The organism is Xanthobacter sp. NM-25, assembly GCF_022138605.1.
Taxonomy (GTDB): Bacteria; Pseudomonadota; Alphaproteobacteria; order Rhizobiales; family Xanthobacteraceae; genus Xanthobacter.
The window spans coordinates 510,861-534,464 of the sequence record NZ_JACBFS010000001.1 but is presented as its reverse complement, the minus strand read 5'-3'; the positions used below and the strand labels follow the sequence as shown (position 1 = coordinate 534,464).

The 23,604-nt window shown below is 68.0% G+C and carries 17 protein-coding genes and 1 pseudogene; 12 read left to right on the top strand and 6 right to left on the bottom strand.

Going from position 1 to position 23,604, the window contains the following annotated elements:
• Positions 1-76: 76 nt before the first annotated feature.
• Genes ccmE through MEU52_RS02445 form a run of 3 tightly spaced genes read left to right on the top strand, consistent with a single transcriptional unit; the run spans position 77 to position 3,047 of the window.
• Positions 77-553: a cytochrome c maturation protein CcmE gene (ccmE, locus tag MEU52_RS02455; RefSeq protein WP_238121540.1), complete on the top strand. Its 477-nt coding sequence runs from the start codon at positions 77-79 to the stop codon at positions 551-553.
• A gap of 5 nt (positions 554-558) precedes the next feature.
• Positions 559-2,541, top strand: a complete 1,983-nt coding sequence (locus MEU52_RS02450) for a heme lyase CcmF/NrfE family subunit (protein ID WP_238121541.1) — start codon at positions 559-561, stop codon at positions 2,539-2,541.
• A gap of 5 nt (positions 2,542-2,546) precedes the next feature.
• On the top strand, positions 2,547-3,047 hold the full coding sequence (locus MEU52_RS02445) for a cytochrome c-type biogenesis protein (RefSeq protein ID WP_238124997.1): 501 nt from the start codon (positions 2,547-2,549) through the stop codon (positions 3,045-3,047).
• 35 nt (positions 3,048-3,082) lie between these two features.
• On the opposite strand, the gene MEU52_RS02440 is transcribed toward MEU52_RS02445, so the two are convergent.
• The 3 genes from MEU52_RS02440 to MEU52_RS02430 form a co-directional block, all read right to left on the bottom strand.
• On the bottom strand, positions 3,083-4,576 hold the full coding sequence (locus MEU52_RS02440; RefSeq protein ID WP_238121543.1) for a carboxypeptidase M32: 1,494 nt from the start codon (positions 4,574-4,576) through the stop codon (positions 3,083-3,085).
• Positions 4,577-4,733: 157 nt separating this feature from the next.
• Positions 4,734-5,069 (bottom strand): antibiotic biosynthesis monooxygenase family protein, encoded by a 336-nt coding sequence (locus tag MEU52_RS02435; protein WP_238121544.1) that lies wholly within the window; start codon positions 5,067-5,069, stop codon positions 4,734-4,736.
• A gap of 44 nt (positions 5,070-5,113) precedes the next feature.
• Complete coding sequence (locus MEU52_RS02430; protein WP_238121545.1) at positions 5,114-7,237, bottom strand: TonB-dependent hemoglobin/transferrin/lactoferrin family receptor; 2,124 nt, start codon at positions 7,235-7,237, stop codon at positions 5,114-5,116.
• Positions 7,238-7,596: 359 nt separating this feature from the next.
• Between MEU52_RS02430 and MEU52_RS02425 the strand changes: the two genes are divergently transcribed.
• Genes MEU52_RS02425 through MEU52_RS02415 form a run of 3 tightly spaced genes read left to right on the top strand, consistent with a single transcriptional unit; the run spans position 7,597 to position 10,386 of the window.
• On the top strand, positions 7,597-8,508 hold the full coding sequence (locus MEU52_RS02425) for a heme/hemin ABC transporter substrate-binding protein (RefSeq protein ID WP_238121546.1): 912 nt from the start codon (positions 7,597-7,599) through the stop codon (positions 8,506-8,508).
• On the top strand, positions 8,505-9,593 hold the full coding sequence (locus MEU52_RS02420) for a FecCD family ABC transporter permease (protein ID WP_238121547.1): 1,089 nt from the start codon (positions 8,505-8,507) through the stop codon (positions 9,591-9,593). Before MEU52_RS02425 ends, MEU52_RS02420 begins: the two co-directional genes overlap by 4 nt.
• A 4-nt stretch (positions 9,594-9,597) precedes the next feature.
• Positions 9,598-10,386 (top strand): heme ABC transporter ATP-binding protein, encoded by a 789-nt coding sequence (locus MEU52_RS02415; protein WP_238121548.1) that lies wholly within the window; start codon positions 9,598-9,600, stop codon positions 10,384-10,386.
• Positions 10,387-10,409: 23 nt separating this feature from the next.
• Here the strand turns inward: MEU52_RS02415 and MEU52_RS02410 are convergent.
• Positions 10,410-10,862 (bottom strand): annotated as a pseudogene (locus MEU52_RS02410) (peroxiredoxin); the annotation flags it as partial.
• Positions 10,863-11,123: 261 nt separating this feature from the next.
• On the opposite strand from MEU52_RS02410, the gene MEU52_RS02405 reads away from it, so the two are divergent.
• A complete protein-coding gene (locus MEU52_RS02405; protein WP_238121549.1) occupies positions 11,124-14,690 on the top strand; it encodes a DUF3971 domain-containing protein in 3,567 nt (1,188 codons plus the stop codon).
• Between the two features lie 36 nt (positions 14,691-14,726).
• Here MEU52_RS02405 and tyrS read toward each other — a convergent pair whose 3' ends face one another.
• Positions 14,727-15,974 carry a tyrosine--tRNA ligase gene (gene tyrS / locus MEU52_RS02400; protein ID WP_238121551.1) on the bottom strand — a complete coding sequence of 416 codons (1,248 nt, stop codon included), beginning with the start codon at positions 15,972-15,974 and terminating at the stop codon, positions 14,727-14,729.
• A gap of 151 nt (positions 15,975-16,125) precedes the next feature.
• On the opposite strand from tyrS, the gene MEU52_RS02395 reads away from it, so the two are divergent.
• Positions 16,126-17,259: an anhydro-N-acetylmuramic acid kinase gene (locus MEU52_RS02395; RefSeq protein WP_238121552.1), complete on the top strand. Its 1,134-nt coding sequence runs from the start codon at positions 16,126-16,128 to the stop codon at positions 17,257-17,259.
• A gap of 97 nt (positions 17,260-17,356) precedes the next feature.
• Positions 17,357-18,955 (top strand): APC family permease, encoded by a 1,599-nt coding sequence (locus MEU52_RS02390; protein ID WP_238121553.1) that lies wholly within the window; start codon positions 17,357-17,359, stop codon positions 18,953-18,955.
• A 65-nt stretch (positions 18,956-19,020) separates the two neighbouring features.
• Here the strand turns inward: MEU52_RS02390 and MEU52_RS02385 are convergent, their stop codons facing one another.
• Positions 19,021-19,683 carry an alpha/beta hydrolase gene (locus MEU52_RS02385; protein WP_238121554.1) on the bottom strand — a complete coding sequence of 221 codons (663 nt, stop codon included), beginning with the start codon at positions 19,681-19,683 and terminating at the stop codon, positions 19,021-19,023.
• 386 nt (positions 19,684-20,069) lie between these two features.
• Between MEU52_RS02385 and MEU52_RS02380 the strand changes: the two genes are divergently transcribed.
• From MEU52_RS02380 to sufC, 3 genes are all read left to right on the top strand, one after another.
• Positions 20,070-21,248: a cysteine desulfurase family protein gene (locus tag MEU52_RS02380; RefSeq protein ID WP_238121555.1), complete on the top strand. Its 1,179-nt coding sequence runs from the start codon at positions 20,070-20,072 to the stop codon at positions 21,246-21,248.
• A 48-nt stretch (positions 21,249-21,296) separates the two neighbouring features.
• The gene (gene sufB, locus MEU52_RS02375; RefSeq protein WP_238121556.1) at positions 21,297-22,769 is read left to right on the top strand and encodes a Fe-S cluster assembly protein SufB; all 1,473 of its coding nucleotides are present in this window, start codon (positions 21,297-21,299) and stop codon (positions 22,767-22,769) included.
• 84 nt (positions 22,770-22,853) lie between these two features.
• Positions 22,854-23,603 carry a Fe-S cluster assembly ATPase SufC gene (sufC, locus tag MEU52_RS02370; protein ID WP_238121557.1) on the top strand — a complete coding sequence of 250 codons (750 nt, stop codon included), beginning with the start codon at positions 22,854-22,856 and terminating at the stop codon, positions 23,601-23,603.
• Position 23,604 lies beyond the last annotated feature (1 nt).

Below are 23,604 nucleotides of genomic sequence, written 5' to 3'. Positions count from 1 at the left end.
CAGGGCCTGCGATGAGGATCAGGTGGAGCGGATCCGCTGCCGGTGATAAGGCGCGGCGCTCTCGGAAGGAGAGACCATGACGCGCAAGGGCCGTCGCCTCGTGCTCATCGCCGCCGGACTGGGCGTGCTGGCGCTCGCCGCCGGGCTCATCCTGTCGGCGCTCAATGACACCATCGTGTTCTTCCGCACCCCCACCGAGGTGGCGCAGCAGCAGGTGCCTCCGGGTGCTCGCCTGCGCCTGGGGGGGCTGGTGGAGACCGGCAGCGTCAATAAGAGCGGCACGCTGACCACGTTCATCGTCACCGATGGCAATGCGGGGGTGAAGGTGGCCTATTCCGGCATCCTGCCAGACCTGTTCCGCGAAGGGCAGGGCGTGGTGGCCGAGGGCGCCTTGCAGGCGGATGGCAGCTTCCGCGCCGACAGCGTGCTCGCCAAGCATGACGAGCGCTACATGCCACGCGAGGTGGCCGACGCCCTGAAGAAGCAGGGGGTGTGGAAGGAAGGCGAGAACGGCACCGTGGTGCCCGCCCGCGCCGCCAACCCGGGGAGCTGACCGCCGTGATCGCAGAACTTGGCCAATATGCCCTCGCCCTCGCCTTCGTGCTGGCGCTGCTGCAGGTGATCCTGCCCGCCTGGGGGGCGCGGCGCGGCGATCCGGTGCTGATGGGCACCGGTTCCTACATCGCGGTGGGTTTCCTGGGCTTCATCACCTTCGCCTTCGGCGCCCTGGTGCAGCTCTACGTGACCTCCGACTTCACCGTGATCAACGTGGTGGAGAACTCGCACTCGCGCATGCCGCTGATCTACAAGATCACGTCCACATGGGGCAATCACGAGGGCTCCATGCTCTTGTGGGTGTTCGTGCTGGCAGCCTTCGGCGCCTGCGTGGCGGTGTTCGGCGGCAATCTGCCGGATCGGCTCAAAGCTCATGTGCTGGCGGTGCAGGGGCTGATCGGCGCCGCCTTCCTCTCCTTCATCCTGTTCACCTCCAATCCGTTCCTGCGGATGATGCCGCCGCCCGCCGAGGGGCGCGACCTCAACCCCATCCTGCAGGATCCCGGCCTCGCCATTCATCCGCCGCTGCTCTACCTCGGCTATGTGGGGCTCTCCATCTCCTTCGCCTTCGCCATCGCCGCCTTGATCGAAGGCCGCATCGATGCGGCCTGGGCACGCTGGGTGCGGCCATGGACGCTCGCCGCCTGGGTGTTCCTCACCCTCGGCATCGCCATGGGCTCTTACTGGGCCTATTACGAACTGGGCTGGGGCGGCTGGTGGTTCTGGGATCCGGTGGAAAATGCCTCGCTGATGCCGTGGCTGGCCGCAACCGCGCTGCTGCATTCCGCGGTGGTGATGGAAAAGCGCGACGCCCTGAAGGTCTGGACGATCCTGCTTGCCATCCTCGCCTTCTCGCTGTCGCTAATGGGGACCTTCCTGGTGCGGTCCGGCGTGCTCACCTCGGTGCACGCCTTCGCCACCGATCCGGCGCGGGGCGTATTCATCCTCGCCATCCTCACCTTCTTCATCGCCGGCGGCTTCACCCTGTTCGCGCTGCGCGCATCGGAGCTGAAGCAGGGCGGCCTGTTCGCGCCGGTCTCGCGCGAAGGCGCCCTGGTGATGAACAATCTGTTCCTCACCGCGGCCACGGCGGCGGTGCTGGTGGGCACCCTCTATCCGCTGGCGCTGGAGGCGGTGACCGGCGCCAAGATCACGGTGGGGCCGCCCTATTTCAATCTCACCTTCGGTGGTCTGATGCTGCCCCTGGTGTTCGCCATTCCGTTCGGCCCGTTGCTGGCCTGGAAGCGCGGCGACCTCTTGGGCGTGGCCCAGCGCCTGATGCTGGCGGCGGGCCTTGCCGTGGTGGCGGCGGTGGTGACCGCGGCGGCCAGCGACGGCGGGCCGGTGGCGGCGCCGCTGGGGGTGGGGCTTGCGGTGTTCATCATGCTGGGCGCCCTCACCGACATCATGGAGCGCGCCGGCCTCGGCCGGGTGCGAGCCAAGGTGGCGCTGGCGCGGCTCGCCGGCGTGCCCCGCTCCGCCTATGGCACTGCGGTGGCCCATTTCGGTGTCGGCGTCTGCCTCCTGGGCATCGTCTGCGGCACCGCCTGGAGCTATGAGAAGATCGTTTCGGTGAAGCCGGGCGACCACATCACCATCGGTACCCGCGACCTCACGTTCGAGCGTCTGGAAAATCGCACCGGTCCCAATTTCAGCGCGCGCACGGCGGTATTCTCCATCCGCAACAATGGCGCGCCCGAAGGGGTCATCGAGGCGTCGCGGCGCATGTTCTCCGCCCGGCAGATGGCCACCACCGAGGCGGGCATCCGCACCTTCGGCTTCAGCCAGCTCTATGTGAGCATGGGCGAGGAGATGCCCGATGGTGGCATGTCGGTGCGCGCTACCTACAAGCCCAATGTGACGCTGATCTGGCTGGGGGCGGTGGTGATGGCCCTGGGCGGCGCCCTCTCGCTCGCCGATCGCCGGCTGCGCGTCGGCGCGCCCAAGCCGGCGCGGCGCCGCGCCACCCCGGTTCCCGCGGAGTGATGATGATGCCGCGCGCCCTCCACCGCCTGCTGCTGGTCCTCGCCTGCGCCCTCGTCATGCTGGGCAGCGGGCTGCCGGCCGGCGCGGTGCAGCCCGACGAGATGCTGAAGGATCCGGCGCTGGAAGGGCGGGCCCGTACCCTCTCGTCCGAACTGCGCTGCCTGGTGTGCCAGAACCAGTCCATCGACGATTCCGACGCGCCCCTGGCCCATGATCTGCGCGTGCTGGTGCGCGAGCGCCTGGTGGCCGGTGACAGCGACCAGCAGGTGCTCGACTATCTGGTGTCGCGCTACGGCGAGTTCGTGCTGCTGCGGCCGCGTTTATCCTGGAGCAATGCCTTGCTGTGGGTTGCTCCTTTCGCGGTGCTGATCATCGGTGCGGTGGCGTCCATCCTCGCCTTCCGCCGGCGCCGGCAGGCGGCGGTCGCCGCCCAGGCGGCACTGACACCCGAGGAAGAAGCGCGCTTCAAGCGCCTGCTGCGCGAGACCCCGCCCTCGCCGCAATAAGGCGCGGCGCGCTCTGCCGCTCGGCTCCCCGCCGCCTATGGCGCCGTGGCGTAGCGGCGCGTCAGGTGCGCCTTGAACACACTCGCGTCCAGCGGCCGTCCGGTGGCGCGGGTCAGCAGATCGTCGGTCTCCAGAAGCGAGCCCTGGCTGTGGACATGGGTCCGCAGCCAGGCGAGCAGCGGGGAGAACTGGCCTGTCGCCAGCCCGGGGAGGATGTCCGCATCGGCCCGGCAGGCGGCATCGAACAACTGTGCGGCGGTCATGGCCCCCAGCGTATAGGTGGGGAAATAGCCCCAGCCGCCGCTCGGCCAATGGATATCCTGCAGGCACCCCAGCCGATCATCGGGCGGCACCACGCCGAGCAGATCGCGCATGCCCTCGGCCCAGGCGCCGGGCAGGTCCTTGAGGGCCATGTCGCCGCCGATCAGCGCCTTTTCCAGCCGATAGCGCAGGATGACATGGGCCGGGTAGGTCACCTCGTCCGCATCCACCCGGATGAAGCCGCGGGAGACCTTGGTGTAGAGCCGCCACAGATTGTCCGCCCCCCAGGCCGGGCCGGTGCCACCGAATGCCGCCTGCATGCGCGGGGCGGCGAAGGTGATGAATTCGCGGCTGCGGCAGGCCTGCATTTCCATCAGCAGCGATTGGCTTTCATGCACGCTCATGGAGCGGGCCTGGCCCACCGGCTGGTTGAGATAGGCGGCGGGCCGCCCCTGCTCGTAGAGGGCGTGTCCGGTCTCGTGCAGCACCCCCATGAGGGCGCTGGAGAAATCCGCCTCGTCATAGCGGGTGGTGATGCGCACGTCGTTGTCGGCGCCACCGCAGAAGGGATGGGTGGAGACATCGAGCCGGCCGCGGTCGAAATCGAAGCCCACCACCTTCATCATCTCCAGGCCCAGCGCCCGCTGGGCCTCCACCGGGAACGGCCCTTCCGGCTCCATCAGCGCCGGCCGGCGCGCCTGGATCTCCAGCACCTGTTCGGTGAAGCCGGGCAGGAAGGCGGCGAGGTCGTCGAACAGGGCGTCGATGCGGGCGGAGTGGCCGCCGGGCTCATAATCGTTGAGCAGAGCGTCATAGGGGGAGAGGCCGAGCTTCTCGCCCTTGGCGGTGCCGATCTCCCGCTGCAGCCGCAGCACCTCTTCCAGCAGCGGCAGGAGGCTGCCGAAATCGGCTTCGGCGCGGGCAGTGCGCCAGGCCATCTCGCAGCGGGACACCGCCTGGCTGGAGGCTTCCACCAGATCCGCCGGCAACGCGGTCTCCACCGTCCACAGGCGGTGGATCTCGCGCAGATTGGCGCGCTCCCAAGCACCGAGGGCATTGTCCGCTTCCGCCGCCGGCAGCCAGTCGCCGATGCGCGGATCGGTCACCATGCCGTGGTGCAGCACCCGCAGCAGGGCGAGGCTGTCGGCGCGGGTGCCGGCCGCGCCCTTGGGCATCAGCGTATCGCTGTCCCAGTGCAGGATGCCGATGGCGTTGGACAGGGCGGAAGCGCGGCCGAAATGGGCGGCGAGGTCGGCATAGGCGGTCATGGCGTCCAATCCTGAGGGAGCGGCAACGGGGCACGGGCAATGGGGTGAGGGTAGTGCGGGCGCGGCCCGGGGGAAAGGCGGGAGCCGGGACGAAAAAAAGCCCGGTACGACAAGCGTACCGGGCGGAGGCACGATGAAAACGTCAGCGCAGGCTGGCTCAGGCCGCCTTTTCGCCGGGGGGCAGGGAGACGACGGACTCGAAGCCCTCGAACTCGGGACCACCGATGTAGTTCACGCTGTTGCTGCTGGCGCCGGCGTTCCGGTGGGCGAGGCGGAAGGCATCCGACTTGGTCCAGGCCTCGAAATCGGCCTTGGCGGCCCACACGGTGTGGGAGATGTAGAGGGTGTGATCCTCCCGCTCCGGGCCGCGGCACAGATCAAAGGCGACGAAGCCGGGGACGGAGGCGATGTAGGTGTCGCGCTCGCGCCAGATCTTCTCAAAAGCGGCTTCCGAACCGTGCTTCACTTTGAACCGGTTGGTGGCAATGAACATGATGTCACTCCGTGCTGAAAAATGGGGCCGACCGCGCCGCGGGGCTACTTGACGATTTTCGCAGGTGTTGCCGCCGCAATTGTGTCGCCACCCAGCGTGACCTTCAACCCGGCCTTGAAGGTGATGCCGGCGGAGGGCACGAACTGCTGATACTGGGTGTATTGCTCGTTCAGGAGGTTCTCCAGGGCGAACTGGGCGGTCACCCATTCATTGGCCTGGTAGCTCATATAGGCATTGACCAGGTTGAAGCTCGGGGTGGGCTCCAGGGCGCTGCTGGAGGGCAGGTCCTCCAGGTTCTTGGCCGCCACCCACTGCCAGCGCACCGACATGGTGAGCCGCTTGTCGAACAGCCGGGTGCCCACGGTGGTGGCCACGTTGTTCGGCATCACCGAGGTCAGAGGCTCGCCGGTGGTCTTGTTGTCGCCGGATGAGACGGTGGCATTGAAGCCGACGAACCACAGGCCCGTGTCATACATGCTCTCGAACTCGAAGCCTTCGAGCTGGGCCTGGGCCACGTTCTGATACTGGTAGCACAGGGTCCAGCCCGCAGCGGCGCAGCTTGCGGCGGCCGAGGTCATGTAATCGATCTCGATATAGTCATCGACATCGTTGCGATACAGGTTCGCCTTGGCGCGGACCTTGTCGCCCTTCATGAACAGGTCGTCATACTTCACGTTGACGCCGATTTCCTTGTTCTTGCCCACCTCGGCCTTGAGGTTCGCATTGGGCAGGAAGCCGAAGGAGAAATACGGGCTCACGGACGGATGCTCGCCGTTCACCAGCGCCTCGGTGACGGAGGGGGCGCGGTAGCCTTCCGCATAGGTGGCGTAGAAGGTGATCCACTCGAACGGCGAGACACCCACCGTGATCTTCGGCGAGAAGCGATCGCCGCTGGTGCCCTCGGCGGTGTCGCTGGACAGGTCGTAGGCGTCGTAGCGGACGGCGGCGATGGTCTGCAGCCAGGAGGTCCAGTCGGCCTTCCACTGCACGAAGGCGCCGCCCACGGAGCGCTCGCCCGACGGATTGTAGCCGGCGCCGAAGCCGTAATTGTCCTCGTTGGACACCTCGTCGTGGAAATAGTCGCCGCCGATGGTGAAGGCGTTCTTCACCGAGCCGAAGGTGGCGCGAGACGTGTTGTTCACGTCGAAGCCGAGGGTGTCGATGGTGAAGGAGCGCGGATCGCCCACGCAGCCGGTGGTGTTGGAGCAGGTGCCCGCCACCTTGGTCTGGTCCTGCTTCACCTGGTTCCAATAGGCGGTCGAGCGCCAATCGATGATGTTGTTGTCAGGGTTTGAGTAATTGTAGCTCGCGGTGACCGTGCGGTTGGTGACGTCGGTGCCATACTGGGTAGTGGTCGACGCCGCCGGCCAGGTGTTGGAGGTGGTGTAGGAGGTGTCGAGGTTGAGAGCGGTGAGCTTCACCTCGTGGAAATCGGCCGGGCGCACGGTCAGTTTCGCAAGGCCGGTCCAGGTGTTGTAGGCGGTGCCGGGCACCACGTCGCCGTCACCATCGGAATATTCCGACTGGGCGCGCACGGTGCCGCCGAAGAACAGGTCCACATTCTGGCCGATATGGGTGCCGACGAAGGCCGAGCCAAAGCCCATGGGGCCGTTGGAGCCGAACTCGCCGGTGGTCTCCATGCCCCAGGTCTGGCCGGGCTTCACCACGTCCGCCACGTCCTTGGTCTGGAAGCTCACCACGCCGCCGATGGCGCCGGACCCGTAGATGTTGGCCACCGGGCCGCGCACCACGTCCACCGTCGAGAGCAAAGCGGGCTCCAGGAAGAAGGAGCCGGCGCCGTCGTTATCGCCGAGCTGGGTGAAGTTCTGGCGGGCGCCGTCGAGGATCACCGCGACGCGGCCGAAATCCTGCAGGCCGCGGATGTTGATGGAGGCCTGGGTGGAGTTGCCGTTCTGCAGCACGGTGGTGCCCGGCATGCCGGTGAACACCTGCTGGGTGGTGGACGGCAGCAGCAGGTTCAGGTCTTCGAGGGTCACCACGCTAACGCCGGCGAGGGCGTCCACCGCCCGCTCCTCCGTCAGGGTCGGGGCGACCGTGATGGCATCGAGGCTGATGATGCCGTCGCTGCCGTCGGCGGCAGGGGCGGTTTGCGCCAGGGCGCTGCTGCCCGTCGCCAACATCAGCGCCGCAGCCGCGACGCCACCCATCAGGGACGCCTGAAAACCAAAAGAAGGGTGTCGCCGGAACGCCCCGCGCGCCATGTCGCTCTCCACTCATGATGTCGGGGCTGGCTCGCGCAGGGCGATGCTGGCGTACGCAGGCACCTTCTGCCCGCTTCTTTCGGCTATCGCGCCGCCACATTGTGGTCAAGTAATTTTCATTTTTGTTGCCAATCGACGGGAACAATTCCATGGATGTGTGTGCGATTTGCATCGCAATGAGGCATGGTTAAAATTTGAATGACTCTATAAAATGGAGTCATGCCGAATCGAATGACAGGCGAATGATAGATTTTAAGTATTCTAATTCGAAGTCTGTGCGGCGTCTGCTGTCTTTGGTGGGCGCGATGTTTGTGGCTGGCGCCGTTTCCCTCTCCGGTTCCGCATGGGCGGCCACCGTGGTGGATGGGCAGGGCCGGACGGTGGAGGTGAAGGACGCCTCCCGCATCCTGTCCATCGGCGGTGCCGTCACCGAGATCCTGTTCGCTCTGGGGCTGGGGGACCGGGTAGTCGCGGTGGACCAGACCAGCCGCTACCCCGCCGCCGCCCGCGCGCTGCCCAATGTGGGCTATTCGCGCACCCTGGCGCCGGAGGGGGTGCTCTCCGTGGCGCCCAGTGTCATCCTCGCCATGGAGGGCGCGGGTCCGCGCTCCACGCTGGACGTGCTGGAGAATGCCTCGGTTCCGGTGGTGATCATCCCCGATGCCCATGATGCCGAGGGGGTGGTGCGCAAGATTGAGGCGGTGGCGGCCGCCGTCGGCGAGCCGGAGAAGGGCAAGGCCCTGGCCGATGCGGTGCGCGCCGATTTCGCGGCTGTCGGCACTGCGGTCGCGGCGCTGAAGGATCATCCGCGCGCGGTGTTCGTCCTCTCCGTCGGCAACGGCACGGCCGTGGTGGGCGGGCACGACACCAGCGCCGATGCCATGTTCAAGCTTGCCGGCGTCACCAACGCCATGGCCGGCATCAAGGGCTACAAGCCGGCGGTGGATGAGGCCGCCATGGCCGCCGATCCCGACGCGGTGGTGGTGATGCGCGGTGGCGGCCAGGTGTTCGATGCCGAGAGTGTGTTCGCGCTGCCGGCCTTCAAGACCACGCCGGCTGCCCGCGATAACCGGCTGGTGGTTCTGCCCGGCTCCTATCTGCTCGGCTTCGGCCCGCGGGCGCCCCAGGCGGTGCGGGATCTCGCCGTGGTGCTGCATCGCGATGCAGCCATTCCTGCTCTTCCGGCGCGGCCCTGGGCGGCGGAGCCGGACGAATGAGCGCGGAACCGGCAAACCCGGCCCTCGCTCTGGCGCCGCGGGCCGCGTCCCGCCCGGTGGTGGCCGGGCTCATTCTATTTGCGGTGCTGGCAGCCCTCGCCTTCCTGGGAGCGCTCGCCATCGGGCCGTTCGCCATCCCGCCGGGGCGGGCCATCACCGTCTTGTGGGATGCCCTCACCGGGGCGCCCGCCGGCGGGCTGGTGCGCGAGCGCATCGTCATCATGGATGTGCGGCTGCCGCGGGCGGTGCTCGGGGCGCTGGTGGGCGCCGGCACGGCGGTGGCCGGGGCGGTGATGCAGGGGGTGTTCCGCAATGCCCTGGCGGATCCGGGTCTGATTGGCGTCGCCCCCGGCGCGGCGCTGGCTGCGGTGGCCTGGGTGGTGTTCGGTGGCGCCCTGGGCGCGCTTTTGCCTGCGTCGCTCCAGCTCCTGGGCCTGCCGTTGGCGGCCTTTCTGGGCGGGCTGGTGACCACGCTGGTGATCGGCCGGCTGGCCACCCGCGACGGGCGCACCTCGGTGGCCACCCTGCTGTTTGCCGGCCTGGCGCTCGGCGCGCTGGCCAGCGCCGGCACCGGCGTCATGGTGTTCATGGCCTCCGAGCAGCAGACCCGCGAATTCCTGTTCTGGACCATGGGGAGCCTCGGCGGCGCCACCTGGATCAAGGTGGGGTTGGCCGCGCCGTTCGTCATCGCCCTCATTGCCGCGGCGCCGCTGCTGGCGCGCGGGCTCGATGCCCTGGCGCTGGGCGAGGCGGAGGCGTTCCATGTGGGCATCGGCGTCGAGCGGCTGAAGCGCTATGCCATCATCGGGGTCGCCGCCGGCGTCGGCGCCTCGGTGGCGGCCGCCGGCGTGGTCGGTTTCATCGGCCTCGTGGTCCCCCATCTGGCACGGCTCGCCCTGGGGCCGGCCCACCGGGTGCTGCTGCCCGCCTCGGCGCTGCTGGGGGTGGCGGTGCTGCTGGGGGCCGACATTCTCGCCCGCATGCTGGCGGCGCCGGCCGAGCTGCCGCTCGGCGTGGTCACCGCTCTGGTGGGCGCGCCGTTCTTCCTGTGGCTGCTGCTGCGCCGCCGCGCATTCGTGGGGTGAAGCCATGCCAAGTGTTCAGGGCATTTATCGCGGCCAGGGGGTGAAGGTGACGGCTGGCGGGCGGCTGCTGCTCGACGGCGTCGACCTCGCCATTCAGCCCGGCGCGGTCACCGTGCTGGTGGGGCCCAACGGCGCCGGCAAGTCCACTTTGCTCAAGGCGCTGTCCGGCGAGCAGCGGCTGGCCGGCGGGCAGGTGACGCTGGACGGCACCGACATCCATCACATGGCGCCGCTGGATCTGGCGCGCCGCCGCGCGGTGCTGCCCCAGGCGGCGGAGGTGGCATTCGCCTTCAGCGTCGGCGAGGTGATCTCGGTGGGGCTGATGGGGGGCGCCGGTGGTGCCGCTCGTATCGCCCACCTGCTGCAGCAGGTGGACCTGCCGGGCTTCGCCGAGCGGCGCTATGACAGCCTGTCCGGCGGCGAGCGCCAGCGGGTGCAATTGGCCCGCGTGCTGGCCCAGCTCGAATGCGGCACCGGGGCCGGGCCGTCCTATCTGTTCCTGGACGAGCCCACCGCCAGCCTGGATCTCGCCCACCAATTGGTGGTGCTGCGCATCGCCCGGGCCCATGCGGATGCCGGCGGCGGGGTGCTGGCGGTGCTGCACGACCTCAACCTCGCCGCCATGGTGGCCGACCGCATGGTGGTGCTCGCCCATGGGGGCGTGGTGGCGGAAGGCACGGTGGCCGAGGTGCTCACCGACGCGGTGCTGCATCGTGCATTCGGGGTGACGGTGCGGGTGGGGGTGGCGCCGCCGGGCCCGTTCATCCTGCCGCAGAACATCGCGGTGGCCTGAGCGGCCACCGCGCGCGGATCATGTCAGGCGAGAGCCTGCGCCGCCTTGAGCACCGCCTCGGCGTGGCCGTCCACCTTCACCTTCGGCCACACCTGGGCGATGGTGCCGTCGCGGCCGATCAGCAGGGTGGCCCGGGTGATGCCCATGAACTTGCGGCCGTAGAGGCTCTTCTCGCCCCACACGCCATAGGCTTCCAGCATGGCATGGGTTTCGTCCGAGCCGAGGGGGAAGGCGAGGTCATGCTTCGCCTTGAAGCTGTCCTGGGCCTTCACCGGATCGGCCGAGACGCCCAGGATGTCGGTGTCGGTGGCGGCGAAGGCGGCCTTGAGGCCATTGAAGGCAATGGCCTCCTTGGTGCAGCCGGACGTATTCGCCTTCGGATAGAAATACAGCACCAGCTTGCGACCGGCGAAATCGGACAGCGAGACCTCGCCGCCACCGTCCCGTTTGAGGCGGAATGCCGGTGCTTTCGTGCCAACTTCTGGAATCTTGCTCATCCGCCTTCCTTTCGACGTCTTCCCCGCCATACAGCCAGGGGGCAGAACCGGGAAATGATAAGCCTCTTGTTGCGCGTGGCGGTATGCTGAGTGCAGTTTGATCCACCTCATCTTTACGGCCGATGGGGAGATTAGGCTCCATCTGGCGGACGGGGGCGAATCGGCGCGGGGGCGCAGGCGCGGTTCGCCTCGAACAGGCCGTGGATCGGGCGTTCAGAGTTGCGGGAGGACCTCAGGGGGATGGACGAGACGGGATCGACGCCCGTACCGCCGCGGCGCAAGCCCCGGCATGCGCGCATCCGCAGCCTGATGGGCGCGCTGGTGCCGCGCGGGCGCGTCGCGCGGGTGTGCGCCAGCATCGTTCTCATCGCCATCGCCCTGGCCGGTGTCGCCGCGCTCGTGCTCTATGCCCTCATTGCCACCGGCACCGTCACCGCCAATGTGGCGACACCCTATATCGAGCAGGCACTCGAAGACCGCATCGGTGGCGGGCACAAGGTCTCCATCGGCGCGACCACCGTGGAGACCGCCACCGGCGGCGCCACCACGTTGGTGGTGCACGACATCAAGGTCTATGGCGCCGATGGAGATCTGGTGGCCAGTGCCCCCAGCGCTGAGGTCGAGCTCGAAGGTTCCCTGCTGTCGCTGATGCCGCGGGCCCGCCGGGTGGATCTGATCGGTGCCGAAATGACCGTGCGCATCGGCGCCTCGGGTGATCTGGCGGTCGCCACCGGGCGCGGCGCCAAGCCGCTGTCGACGGCGCGCGCCCGTGCCGCGGCGACTGCCACCGCGCCCGCTGGCGGGCAGGCGGGGCAGGCCGGGCCGAGCGGCTCGTCTGCCGCGCCCGCCGCCGCACCGCCGGCGGGCCCGACCGTCGCGGACCCTGCGGCCGATCCTATGGCGGACGTGGATCCGCTGCGCCTCGCCTTCCTCGCCCGCTGGCTGCAGGATCTCGACGCGGTGGGGTTCGACGGCGGCGCCCTTGCCGATGTGGGGCTCAAGGACGGTTCGCTCATCGTCGAGAACGAGAGCTCGGGCCGGCGGATCACCTTCCAGCACATTTCCATCCGGCTGGCGCGGCCGCCGGCCGGCGGGGCGGTGCTCACCTTCACCTCCCAGGGCCCGCAGGGCATCTCCACCGCGGTGGCGCGCATCGCTCCGGCCAAGGATGGCGAGCGGTCGGTGACTCTCACCATCAACGACGTGTCGACCCGCGACCTGGTCCAGGCCTTCAGCCAGGATCATCGGCGCTTCTATATGGACACGCCGCTGGACGCGACGTTCTCCGCCCGGCTCGGGTTGAATGGCGATCTTCTGGCGGCATCGGCCGAGATCGACCTCGGTGCCGGCGCCATCGGGAATGGCGAGGAGCCCACCGAGCGCTTCATGATCGATTCGGCGCGGCTTGTGGCCCATCTCGATCCTCAGCGGCGCATCATCGTGGTCGATCCCATCGTCGCGGTGAAGAACGAGAACAAGGTGGCGCTCAAGGGGGAGATCACCGTTCCCGCCCACGCCCGCGAGCCCTGGCCGTTCGAGCTCGGCGCCGCCGAGGTGGTGCTCAAGGGGCCGGAGATGAGCGAGCCCGCCCTCGTCATCGAGCAGGTGATGGTGGCGGGCGCCTACGATACGGTGGCGCACCGGCTGAACGTGGATCGGGGCCTTCTGGGCAGCAAGGCCGGCTCCTTCTCCTTCACTGCCGCGCTCGATTTCGGCATCGCCGTTCCGAGCCTCAAGTTCAACGGGGTCGCCTCGCCCATGCCGGTGGCCACGGTGAAGCGGTTCTGGCCGGTGTCCATTGCCCCGCCGGCCCGCCAGTTCGCCATCGAGAATGTCTCCGGCGGCATGGCCGACGGTATCACCCTGGCGGTCGATATGCCGCTCGACCTCATCGGCCAGAAACAAGTGCCGCTGCCCGAGGACAGCGTGCGCTTCACCATCAACGGCAAGGGCGTGTCGCTGCGGCCGGTGAAAGGGCTGCCGGCGGTGAGCGACGCCAGCCTCGCCATTCTGGTGACCGGCCGCACGGTCCGGATCGATATGCCGGACGGCACCATGGTGACCCCGCGGGACCGCAAGATCGCCGTCAGCGACGGCGTGATGTTCATGCCGGACTATTTCCCCCGGGAGCCTTCGGCGCAGATCTCCGTGCGCTTCGCCGGGCCTGCCGACGCCGCCATCGAGGTGCTGGGCATGGAGCCCCTCAAGGGCCCCACCGGCACGGCCTTCGATCCCTCGACCACCCGCGGCAAGTTCTCCGCCCTGCTGCAGCTCCACATGACCTTCCGCAAGGTGCCGCTGCCGGAGGACCTGGACTATTCGCTGGAGGCGACCCTGACGGACTTCGGGGTCGACAAGGTGTTCAAGGCGCAGCGGCTGGAAGGCGCCACGGTGCAGGTATTCGCTTCACCGGCGGGCATTTTGCTGCGCGGCGACGGCAAGCTGGGTGGCGCCCCCATCGCCTTTGAATATGAGAAGAAGAAGGACGTGGCCGACGCCGACATCCGGGTCAGCGCCAATCTGGACAATGCCGCCCGCACCCGCCTCGGGGTGGATATTCCCGGCATTTTCGGCACCGTGGGCGTGCGGCTGGTGGGCACCACCAACAACAAGGATACCCAGGCCTCCATCGAGCTGGATCTCACCAACGTCCGCATCGCCGACCTGATCCCCGGCCTGTCGAAGCCCGCCGGCAAGCCGCTCAAGGCCCGCTTCGTGGTCAACGACAAGGGCACCACCGTGCGCCTCGCCGACCTGGTGATGGAGGGGTCGGGAACGCTGTTGAAGGGTTCCCTTGAGCTGTCCGACGAAGGGGATCTGCTGGCGGCTCAGTTCCCCATCTTTCAGCTTTCCGACGGTGACAAGGCGGCGCTGAAGGCGGACAAGTCCGGCGACGTGCTGAAGATCCACATCACCGGGGAGGTGATGGATGCGCGTGGCATCATGAAAAGCATCATGAGCCCGCCGACACCGGCCACCGGCAATGGGGCGGCCGCCGCCAACGGCCGTCGCTCGCCGAAGATTCCCGACGTGGATGTGGATGCCAAGATTGGCGCGCTGACCGGGAACAATGGTGAGGTGCTGCGTCAGCTCGATCTTTTCGTGGCCCGCCGGGGCGTGCAGATCGACAATTTCAGCCTCAGCGCCAAGGTGGGGCGCGAGGGCACCGTGGGCGGGCAGATGCGGCCCTGGCAGGGCAAGCCCAAGGCGCTCCAGGTGGCCACCACCGATGCCGGGGCGCTGCTGCGCTTCCTGGATGTCTACGCCAAGCTCCAGGGCGGCGATGCCTGGCTGGTGGTGGATCCGCCCCGCAGCGACAGCGCCCCGCAGGAAGGCGTGCTGCATGTGCGGAACTTCTTCGTGAAGGGCGAGCCCGGGCTCAGCCAGCTGTCCAGCGCGGCGCGGGATTCCTCCGGCAAGATCGTCGACGGCTCCGCCGCCTTCGAGAAGGCCGAGGCCCAGTTCGTTCGCTCGCCGGGCAAGGTGTCGTTCAAGGATGGCGCCATCTGGGGCACCTCGGCGGGCGTGACGTTCGACGGGCTGCTGGATTTCGCCGCCAACCGCATTTCCATGCGCGGCACCTTCGTGCCGGCCTATGCCCTCAACAACATGTTCTCCAAGCTGCCGGTGATCGGCATGTTCCTGGGCGGTGGCCCCAACGAGGGACTGCTGGGCGTGACCTTCGAGGTGGTGGGCTCCATGAGCGCGCCGACCTTGCGCATCAATCCCATCTCGGCCGTGGCCCCGGGCTTCCTGCGCAAGATCTTCGAATTCCGCGGCACAAACGACACCCCGCCGAGCCGGTGAGGCGGGCGGGGCGCGGGAGGCGCTGCGGCAGCCGGATCAGACCGGCTTCAGGAGCACGTGCTTCTTCTTGCCGAGCGACAGCTTGATTACCCCTTCGGCGGTGAGATCGCCCTGGGCGAGCACTGCCTTTTCGTCGCTGATGGCCGCATCGTTCACTTTCAGGCCGCCGCCCTTGATCTGCCGCCGCGCCTCGCTGGTGGAAGCCACCAGGCCGGCGCGCACGAAGGCATTGGCCACCGCAAGGCCATCCAGCTCCGCCGCCGGCACCTCCACCGTCGGCAGGTTCACATCCAGCGCGCCCTGCTCGAAGGTGGTGCGGGCGGTGTCGCGGGCCTGCTCGGCGGCCGCGCGGCCATGCAGGAGGGCGGTCGCCTCGGTGGCCAGCACTTCCTTGGCGAGGTTGATTTCCTGGTCCTTCAAAGCGGCAAGGCGGGCGATCTCGTCCAGCGGCAGCTCGGTGAACAGCTTCAGGAAGCGCTCCACGTCCGCGTCACCGGCATTGCGCCAGTACTGCCAGTATTCGTAGGGGCTCAGCAGCTCCGCATCGAGCCACACGGCACCGCCGGCGGTCTTGCCCATCTTGGCGCCGGACGAGGTGGTGAGCAGCGGGGTGGTGAGGGCGAACAGGTCGGCGCCGTGCATGCGGCGGCCGAGCTCCATGCCGTTGACGATATTGCCCCACTGGTCGGAGCCGCCCATCTGCAGGATGCAGCCGTGGCGCTTGGCGAGCTCCACGAAGTCATAGGCCTGCAGGATCATGTAGTTGAATTCGAGGAAGGTGAGCGGCTGCTCACGATCCAGGCGCAGCTTCACGGAATCGAACGTGAGCATGCGGTTGATGGTGAAGTGGGGCCCGACTTCCCGCAGCAGCGGGATGTATTTCAGCTCGTCCAGCCAATCGGCATTGTTGGCCATGATGGCGCCGCCCTCGAAATCGAGGAAGCGGGCGAACACCTTGCGGATCGAGGCGATATTGCCGTTGATCTGCGCATCGGTGAGCATCTGGCGTTGGGTGTCCTTGCCGGACGGATCGCCGATCTTGGTGGTGCCGCCGCCCATGAGGGCGATGGGGTTGTGCCCGGTGCGCTGCAGGGTGCGCAACATCATGATGGAGAGCAGATGCCCCGCATGCAGGCTCGATGCGGTGGCATCGAAGCCGATATATGCGGTGATGGGCCCTTCCGCCGCCTTGGCATCGAGGCGCTCGAGGTCCGAGCACTGGTGGATGTAGCCGCGCTCGGAGAGCGTGCGCAGGAAGTCGGAGCGGAAGGCGGGAGCGGTCATCAGGGATCTGGTTTTCGTTCTGCGGGTCTGAAGGGCCCGGTGTGTTGGCAAGGTGGAAAGGTGCGCTGGTGTATCAGGTCCGGCGCCGGTTTGCATCGGGCAACAGGCCGGCGGTCCCGGAACGGACCGCGACAGGGAACGGAACAGGCAGATGCGTGTGGTCGGCTTGATGAGCGGCACCTCCTTGGACGGCGTCGACGCGGCACTGATCGAGACTGACGGGGAGGCGATCTTCTGGCTGGGCGCCGCCCAGACGCTGCCCTATGACGCGTCGACCCGGGCGCAGCTGCGCCAGGCGCTGGAAGATGCCCACGGGGTGAACGCCCGCACCGACCGCCCCGGCGTGCTGCGGGCGGCCGAGCAGCGCATCACCGATCTGCACGCCGAGGCGGTGCGGGCGTTGCTGACGCCCCTGCGCCTGTCGCCGTCGGACCTCGACCTCGTCGGCTTCCACGGCCAGACGGTGATTCACCGCCCCGATGCCGGGCTCACCGTGCAGATCGGCGAGGGCCAGCGGCTCGCCAATGCCCTCGGGGTGCCGGTGATGGCCGATTTCCGCGCCGCCGACGTGGCCGCCGGCGGGGAGGGGGCGCCGCTGGTGCCGGTGTTCCACGCCGCCTTGGCGGCCCGGCTCGGTGGGCCCCGGCCGCTGGCCATCCTTAATGTGGGTGGCGTCGCCAACGTCACGATCGTGGGAGAGGACGGGCTGCCGCAGATGGCCTGCGACACTGGGCCGGGCAATGCCCTTCTGGATGACTTCATGTCGGCCCGCACCGGCGCGCCTTTCGATGCCGATGGCGCCTGCGCCGCGCGGGGGCGGGTGGATGAGGCGGCGGTGGCGGCGGTGCTGGAGCATCCCTTCTTCCGCCTGCCGCCACCCAAGTCCCTCGATCGCAATGCCTTTCGCGCCTATGTGGCCGCTCGCGGCGGGCTGGAGAGCCTCTCGGTGGAGGATGGGGCCGCGACCCTCACGGCGCTGACGGCGGCCAGCGTCGCCAAGGTGCTGGAGCATGTGGCGGTGCCGCCGCGCCAATGGATCGTCGCCGGCGGCGGCGCCCGCAATCCCACCCTGTGCGCGCTGCTGGCGGCTCGGCTCGGCGTGCCGGTGCACACGGCGGCGGCGGTGGGGTGGGACGGCGATGCGCTGGAGGCCCACGCCTTCGGCTATCTGGCGGCCCGCGCCGCGCGGGGCCTGCCGCTGACCTTCCCCGGCACCACCGGCGTGCCCCGTCCGCTCACCGGTGGCGTGCGCTTCGCGCCTTCCGCGTCGGCGGCTGGCGATTGATTTCCTGCGCCAGGCGCTTCGCGGCAGATGCGAGCGCGGTGTTTGCGGCCTAAGCTTAGCCAGGGCGGAAGCGGTCGCATCAGGGGCGTGGAAGGTCATGGGCAAGCTCAAGCGGGAGATCGGCCTCATCGGCCTGACCTTCGTCGCGGTCAGCGGCATCATCGGGTCGGGCTGGCTGTTCGCGCCGCTGCTGGCGGCGCAGCACGCGGGCCCGGCGGCGCTCATCGCCTGGCTGGTGGGTGGCATCGCCATGCTGCTGCTGGCCCTCACCTTCGCTGAAATCTCGGCCATGCTGCCAGTGGCCGGCGGCATCGCCCGGGTGCCGCAGTTCAGCCACGGCAACGTGGTGGCCATGGCCATGGGGTGGAGCGCCTGGGTGGGCTACAACACCACCGCCCCCATCGAGGTGGAGGCGATGCTGCATTATCTCGCGCCCCACCTGAGCTGGCTCTATTCGGCACCCGGCAGCGGCAAGCTCTCCTGGGGCGGGGTGGCGGTGGCCATGGGGCTCATGGCCTTGTTCACGCTCATCAACGCCTTCGGCGTGCAGGTCTTTGCCCGGGTCAACACCGCCATCACCTGGCTCAAGCTCGCCATTCCCTTCATCATCATGGCCGCCCTGATGGGCTCGCGCTTCGAGACCGCCAATTTCACGGCCCAGGGCGGGTTTTTCCCGTTTGGCGTGGCCGGCGTGTTGGCGGCGGTCTCATCGGGCGGCATCGCCTTTTCCTACATCGGCTTTCGCCACGCCATCGACATGGCGGGGGAGGTGAAGAACCCCGGCTTCACCATTCCGACGGCGCTGATCCTCTCCCTGGTGATCGCCTTCGTGGTCTATGGCGGCATCCAGGTGGCCTTCACCGGCGCCCTGTTCCCGAGCGATCTGGCCAATGGCTGGGCGCAACTGGCGCTGCCGGGCGATTTCGGGCCGCTGGGGGCGCTCGCCGCGGCGCTGGGCCTCGTATGGCTGGTGAGCCTGCTCAATGCCGGGGCGGTGCTGGGGCCGTTCGCCGGCGGCCTGGTGGCGGTGGGCTCCAACGCGCGCCTCGCTTTCGCTCTGGCGGAGAACGGCTTCTTCGCCAAGGCCTTCACCGGCGTTTCGGAGCGCGGCGTGCCCCTGCCGGCGCTGCTGCTGAACTTCGTGGTCTCTGCTTTGGTGTTCGTGCTTCTGCCCTTCCGCGAGGTGGTGCAGCTCAATTCCTCGGCGATCATCCTGTCGTTCCTGGTGGGGCCGGTGGCGGTGGTGGCCCTGCGCCACCTGCTCCCCACGGCGCGGCGTCCCATGCGGGTGCCGGCGGTGGTGCCGGTGGCCGCGCTCGCCTTCATCATCGCCACGCTCATCATCTATTGGAGCGGCTGGCCCATCGTCTGGCGGCTCGGGGTCTGCCTGCTGGTGGGGCTGCTGGTGTTCCTCGCCCGCGCCGGCCATCACGGCCTTTCCGGCCTCGATCTCAAGGAGGCCCGCTGGCTCGTGCCCTATCTCGGGGGCATGGGGCTGTTTTCGGCCCTAGGGGGCTTCGGCGGGCTTGGGGTGATCCCCTTCGGCGTCGACATGGCGCTGCTGGTGGTGTTCGGCGGCGCCATGTTCGCGCTGGCGGTGCGCGGGCGCCTCGATCAGCAGACCTTCGATCGCTACATGAAGGATGAGCCTGAGCTCGCGCATGTGGCGCGGGGGCAGGATGTGGACGCCGGCTGAGGCAGCAAAAAGCCCGCGCCTTCGAGGGGAAGGCGCGGGCTTTTTGAAAGGCGATGGAGGCGCCGTCAGGCGGCGCTGGTGCTGCGGGTGCCGGGCAGGCGCTTGTCGAGATAGGTCCCGACCACGCCCATCAGCTCCTCGGTCTTGCCATCGAAGAAGTGGTTGGCGCCGGGCACCACCTGCTGCTCGATGACGATGCCCTTCTGCGTCTTGAGCTTCTCCACCAGGGTGGCCACCGCCGAGGTGGGCACCACCGCATCCTTGTCGCCATGCACGAACAGGCCGGACGAGGGGCAGGGGGCAAGGAAGGAGAAGTCGTAAAGATTGGCCGGCGCGGCGATGGAGATGAAGCCCTCCACCTCGGGCCGGCGCATCAAAAGCTGCATGCCGATCCAGGCGCCGAAGGAGAAGCCGGCGATCCAGCAGGCGCGGGCATCCGGGTTCACCGACTGCGCCCAGTCGAGGGCCGCGGCGGCGTCCGACAGCTCGCCCTGGCCGTGGTCGAACGAGCCCTGGGAGCGGCCGACACCGCGGAAATTGAAGCGCAGGACCGAGAAGCCCCGGTTCACGAACTGGTAGTACAGGTTGTACACCACCGGATTGTTCATCGTTCCGCCGAATTGCGGATGGGGATGAAGAATGATGGCGATGGGGGCATTGCGGGTCTTGGCGGGCTGGTAGCGGCCTTCAAGGCGCCCCTTTTCGCCGGGGAAGATGACTTCTGGCATGGACGTCCGCAACCTCTGGGTGGCGATCTCATGGAGTCTGTCCGCCGACGGCGGGCCGTCCCCGGGGGATCCGCTGGGGGCGCTGCGGGCGCCCGGCCACCGGAGCCGCTTCCGGAAAACGCCATGGCGTTCAGAAAGCTATCGGGTCGACGCTCCCGCTGCGGACGGTGCCGTACGCTGAGCGTCTTGACTTCATGACGGGCTCAACCCATCATTTTGTAATCATTCTAATATGTTCCGGATCCAGCGTCGCGGGTGTGGATTTTGCGCCAACGGGGCAACGGGCAGGAACAGTTGGAATTTGACCTATGGCTGAGATTGCTGGCAATTGCAAGTCTCCCGCCCCAGGCGTGGGGCGGAGCTGCTGAGGGTGGATCGAGACGGAAATGGGTGAGGCGCAGGCCGCCAGCGCGCGGGTCTATCTGGATCACAACGCCACCAGCCCGCTGCTGCCGCAGGCGCGGCAGGCGGTGCTCTCGGTACTGGACGCGCCGGGCAACCCCTCGTCCGTGCATGGCGAGGGGCGGCAGGCGCGGGCGTTGCTGGAACGTGCCCGGGGCGCGGTGGCGCGGCTGGTGGGTGGGGCGAGCCGCGGGGTGGTGTTCACCTCCGGCGCCACCGAGGCCATCGCCCTTGCCCTGCACCCGGAGCTGGAATTCGCCGGCCGCGCCCGCCCGTGCGACGTGCTGCTGGCCAGCGCGGTGGAACATCCCGCGGTGCTCAGGGGCCATCGCTTCGGCCTGATGGAGCAGGTGCCGGTGGACGTGGCCGGCCGCCTCGACCTCGATGCGTTGGAGGCGCGGCTGCGCCATCACCGCGACGCCGGCCGGCGGGCGCTGGTGGCGCTGATGGCGGCGAACAACGAGACCGGCGTGCTGCAGCCGGTGGCCCAGGCGGGCCGCCTGGCGCATGCCTATGATGGGGTGATGTTCTGTGACGCCGTTCAGGCCGCCGGCCGGCTGCCGCTGGACATGGCGGCGCTCGATGTGGACCTGCTGGCGCTGTCCGCCCACAAGATCGGCGGTCCGCAAGGAGCCGGCGCGCTGGTGGCGGCTGATGCGGATTTCCGCGTGCACCCGCTGGTGGCCGGGGGCGGCCAGGAGCGCAATCGCCGCGGCGGCACGGAGAATGTGGCGGCCATCCTCGGTTTCGGCGCCGCTGCGGAAATCGCGGCGACCCGGGCGGATGTGGCCCGGCTGGCGGCTGCCCGCAATCGGCTGGAAGAGGCGGTGCTGGCGGCGATCCCCGGTGCCTCGGTGGTGGGAGCAGCGGTGGAGAGGTTGCCAAATACCTCAATGCTGGCTTTTTCGGGTGTTCGCGCGGAAACACTGGTGATTGCGCTCGATCTCGCCCACATAAGCGTCAGTGCCGGCTCGGCCTGCTCTTCGGGGAAGGTGGGGCCGTCTCACGTGCTGCAGGCGATGGGGGTGGATGCGGAGCGCGCCGCCGGTGCCATCCGCCTGTCATTCGGCTGGTCGAGCCGTGAGGAGGATGTGGATAGAGCGGTTGAGGCCTTGCAAAAGGTCGTGCCGCAGGTGAGAGGCCGCACCACACAAGCGGCTTGAGGACTTGACCCGCGGGCCTTGACCCCGCGTGGGAGAGGAGACGAAGGCATGTCTGCCGTTCAGGAGACCGTCGCGCAGGTCCGCGCGATAGACGTCGATCAGTACAAGTACGGGTTCGTCACCGATATCGAGAGCGAGAAGGCGCCCAAGGGCCTGTCCGAGGACACGGTGCGCTATATCTCCGCCAAGAAGGGCGAGCCGGAATGGATGCTGGCGTGGCGGCTCGACGCCTATCGCCGCTGGCTGGGCCTGCAAGAGCCCACCTGGGCGCGGGTGAGCTATCCGCAGATCGATTTCCAGGACTATTACTATTTCGCGCAGCCCAAGCGGGCGCCGCAATCGGTGGACGAGATCGACCCCGAGATTCTCAAGACCTATGAGAAGCTGGGCATTCCGCTGCGCGAGCGCGACGCTCTGCTGGGCATCGAGGGCGCTTCCGGCTCGCGGGTGGCGGTGGACGCGGTGTTCGACAGCGTCTCGGTGGCCACCACCTTCAAGGCGGAGCTGGCCAAGGCGGGAGTGATCTTCTGCTCAATCTCGGAAGCCCTGCGCGAGCATCCGGACCTGGTGCGTCAGTATCTGGGCTCGGTGGTGCCGGCCTCCGACAATTTCTATGCGACGCTCAATGCGGCGGTCTTCTCCGACGGCTCCTTCGTCTATGTGCCGAAGGGGGTGCGCTGCCCCATGGAACTGTCCACCTACTTCCGTATCAACGAGCGCAATACCGGCCAGTTCGAGCGCACCCTCATCATCGCCGACGAGGGCGCCTATGTGAGCTATCTTGAAGGCTGCACCGCGCCCCAGCGCGATGAAAACCAGCTGCACGCCGCCGTGGTGGAACTGGTGGCGCTCAAGGATGCGGAGATCAAATATTCCACCGTCCAGAACTGGTATCCCGGCGACAAGGACGGCAAGGGCGGCATCTACAATTTCGTCACCAAGCGGGGCGACTGCCGCGGCGACAATTCCAAGATCTCCTGGACCCAGGTGGAGACCGGATCGGCCATCACCTGGAAATATCCGAGCTGCATCCTGCGCGGCGACAATTCCCGCGGCGAGTTCTATTCCATTGCCATTTCCAACGGGCACCAGCAGGTGGATTCGGGCACCAAGATGGTGCATCTGGGCAAGAACACGTCGAGCCGCATCATCTCCAAGGGCATCTCGGCGGGTCGTTCCAACAACACCTATCGCGGCCTCGTTTCCGCCCATCGCAAGGCCACCGGCGCGCGCAACTTCACCAATTGCGATTCGCTGCTGATCGGCGACACCTGCGGCGCCCATACGGTGCCCTATATGGAGGCGAAGAACGCCTCCGCCGTGTTCGAGCACGAGGCCACCACCTCCAAGATCTCCGACGACCAGCTGTTCTACTGCCTGCAGCGGGGCCTCTCGCAGGAGGAGGCGGTGGCGCTCATCGTCAACGGCTTCGTGCGCGATGTGCTCCAGCAACTGCCCATGGAGTTTGCGGTGGAAGCCCAGAAGCTCATTGCGGTGAGCCTGGAAGGCTCGGTGGGCTGACACGCCCGGACCCGCGCGCGGGCCATGCCCTGCGCGTCTCGATTTTTCGCCCGGCCCGGCCGGTGCGCACCAACGGACACAGCAATGCTCGAGATCAAGAACCTGCACGCCCGCATCGGCGACAAGGAGATCATCAAGGGGCTCGACCTCACCATCCCGGCTGGCGAGGTGCATGCCATCATGGGGCCCAACGGCTCCGGCAAGTCCACCCTGTCCTACGTGCTGTCTGGCAAGCCCGGCTATGAGGTGACGCAGGGGTCGGTGACCTTCCTGGGCGAGGACCTGTTGGCCCTGTCCGCAGACCAGCGGGCGGCCGCCGGCATCTTCCTCGCCTTCCAGTATCCGGTGGAAGTGCCCGGCGTCGCCAACATGACGTTCCTGCGCTCCGCCCTCAACGCCCAGCGCCGCACCCGCGGTGAGGAGGAGATCTCCACCCCCGACTTCCTCCGCCTGGTGAAGGAAAAGGCGCCGCTTCTGGGCATTTCCCAGGAGATGCTGCGCCGGGGCGTGAATGTCGGCTTCTCCGGCGGCGAGAAGAAGCGCAACGAGATCCTGCAGATGGCGCTTCTGGAGCCGAAGCTGTGCGTTCTCGATGAAGCGGATTCCGGCCTCGACATCGACGCCCTCAAGGTGGTGGCGGATGGGGTGAATGGCCTGCGCGCGGCGGACCGCGCCTTCCTGGTCATCACCCATTATCAGCGCCTGCTCGATTACATTGTGCCCGATGTGGTGCATGTGTTCGCCGCGGGCCGCATCGTCCGCACCGGCGGCAAGGAGCTGGCGCTGGAGCTGGAAGAGACCGGCTATGCCGCCTACAGCCAGGACGCAGCGTGAG

Bases quoted from the DNA above. Each gene is read 5' to 3' on its own strand.
- ccmE (WP_238121540.1), top strand. From the start codon at position 77: ATGACGCGCAAGGGCCGTCGCCTCGTGCTCATCGCCGCCGGACTGGGC.
- MEU52_RS02445 (WP_238124997.1), top strand. From the start codon at position 2,547: ATGCCGCGCGCCCTCCACCGCCTGCTGCTGGTCCTCGCCTGCGCCCTC.
- MEU52_RS02440 (WP_238121543.1), bottom strand. From the start codon at position 4,576: ATGACCGCCTATGCCGACCTCGCCGCCCATTTCGGCCGCGCTTCCGCC.
- MEU52_RS02435 (WP_238121544.1), bottom strand. From the start codon at position 5,069: ATGTTCATTGCCACCAACCGGTTCAAAGTGAAGCACGGTTCGGAAGCC.
- MEU52_RS02430 (WP_238121545.1), bottom strand. From the start codon at position 7,237: ATGGGTGGCGTCGCGGCTGCGGCGCTGATGTTGGCGACGGGCAGCAGC.
- MEU52_RS02425 (WP_238121546.1), top strand. From the start codon at position 7,597: ATGTTTGTGGCTGGCGCCGTTTCCCTCTCCGGTTCCGCATGGGCGGCC.
- MEU52_RS02420 (WP_238121547.1), top strand. From the start codon at position 8,505: ATGAGCGCGGAACCGGCAAACCCGGCCCTCGCTCTGGCGCCGCGGGCC.
- MEU52_RS02415 (WP_238121548.1), top strand. From the start codon at position 9,598: ATGCCAAGTGTTCAGGGCATTTATCGCGGCCAGGGGGTGAAGGTGACG.
- MEU52_RS02405 (WP_238121549.1), top strand. From the start codon at position 11,124: ATGGACGAGACGGGATCGACGCCCGTACCGCCGCGGCGCAAGCCCCGG.
- tyrS (WP_238121551.1), bottom strand. From the start codon at position 15,974: ATGACCGCTCCCGCCTTCCGCTCCGACTTCCTGCGCACGCTCTCCGAG.
- MEU52_RS02395 (WP_238121552.1), top strand. From the start codon at position 16,126: ATGCGTGTGGTCGGCTTGATGAGCGGCACCTCCTTGGACGGCGTCGAC.
- MEU52_RS02390 (WP_238121553.1), top strand. From the start codon at position 17,357: ATGGGCAAGCTCAAGCGGGAGATCGGCCTCATCGGCCTGACCTTCGTC.
- MEU52_RS02385 (WP_238121554.1), bottom strand. From the start codon at position 19,683: ATGCCAGAAGTCATCTTCCCCGGCGAAAAGGGGCGCCTTGAAGGCCGC.
- MEU52_RS02380 (WP_238121555.1), top strand. From the start codon at position 20,070: ATGGGTGAGGCGCAGGCCGCCAGCGCGCGGGTCTATCTGGATCACAAC.
- sufB (WP_238121556.1), top strand. From the start codon at position 21,297: ATGTCTGCCGTTCAGGAGACCGTCGCGCAGGTCCGCGCGATAGACGTC.
- sufC (WP_238121557.1), top strand. From the start codon at position 22,854: ATGCTCGAGATCAAGAACCTGCACGCCCGCATCGGCGACAAGGAGATC.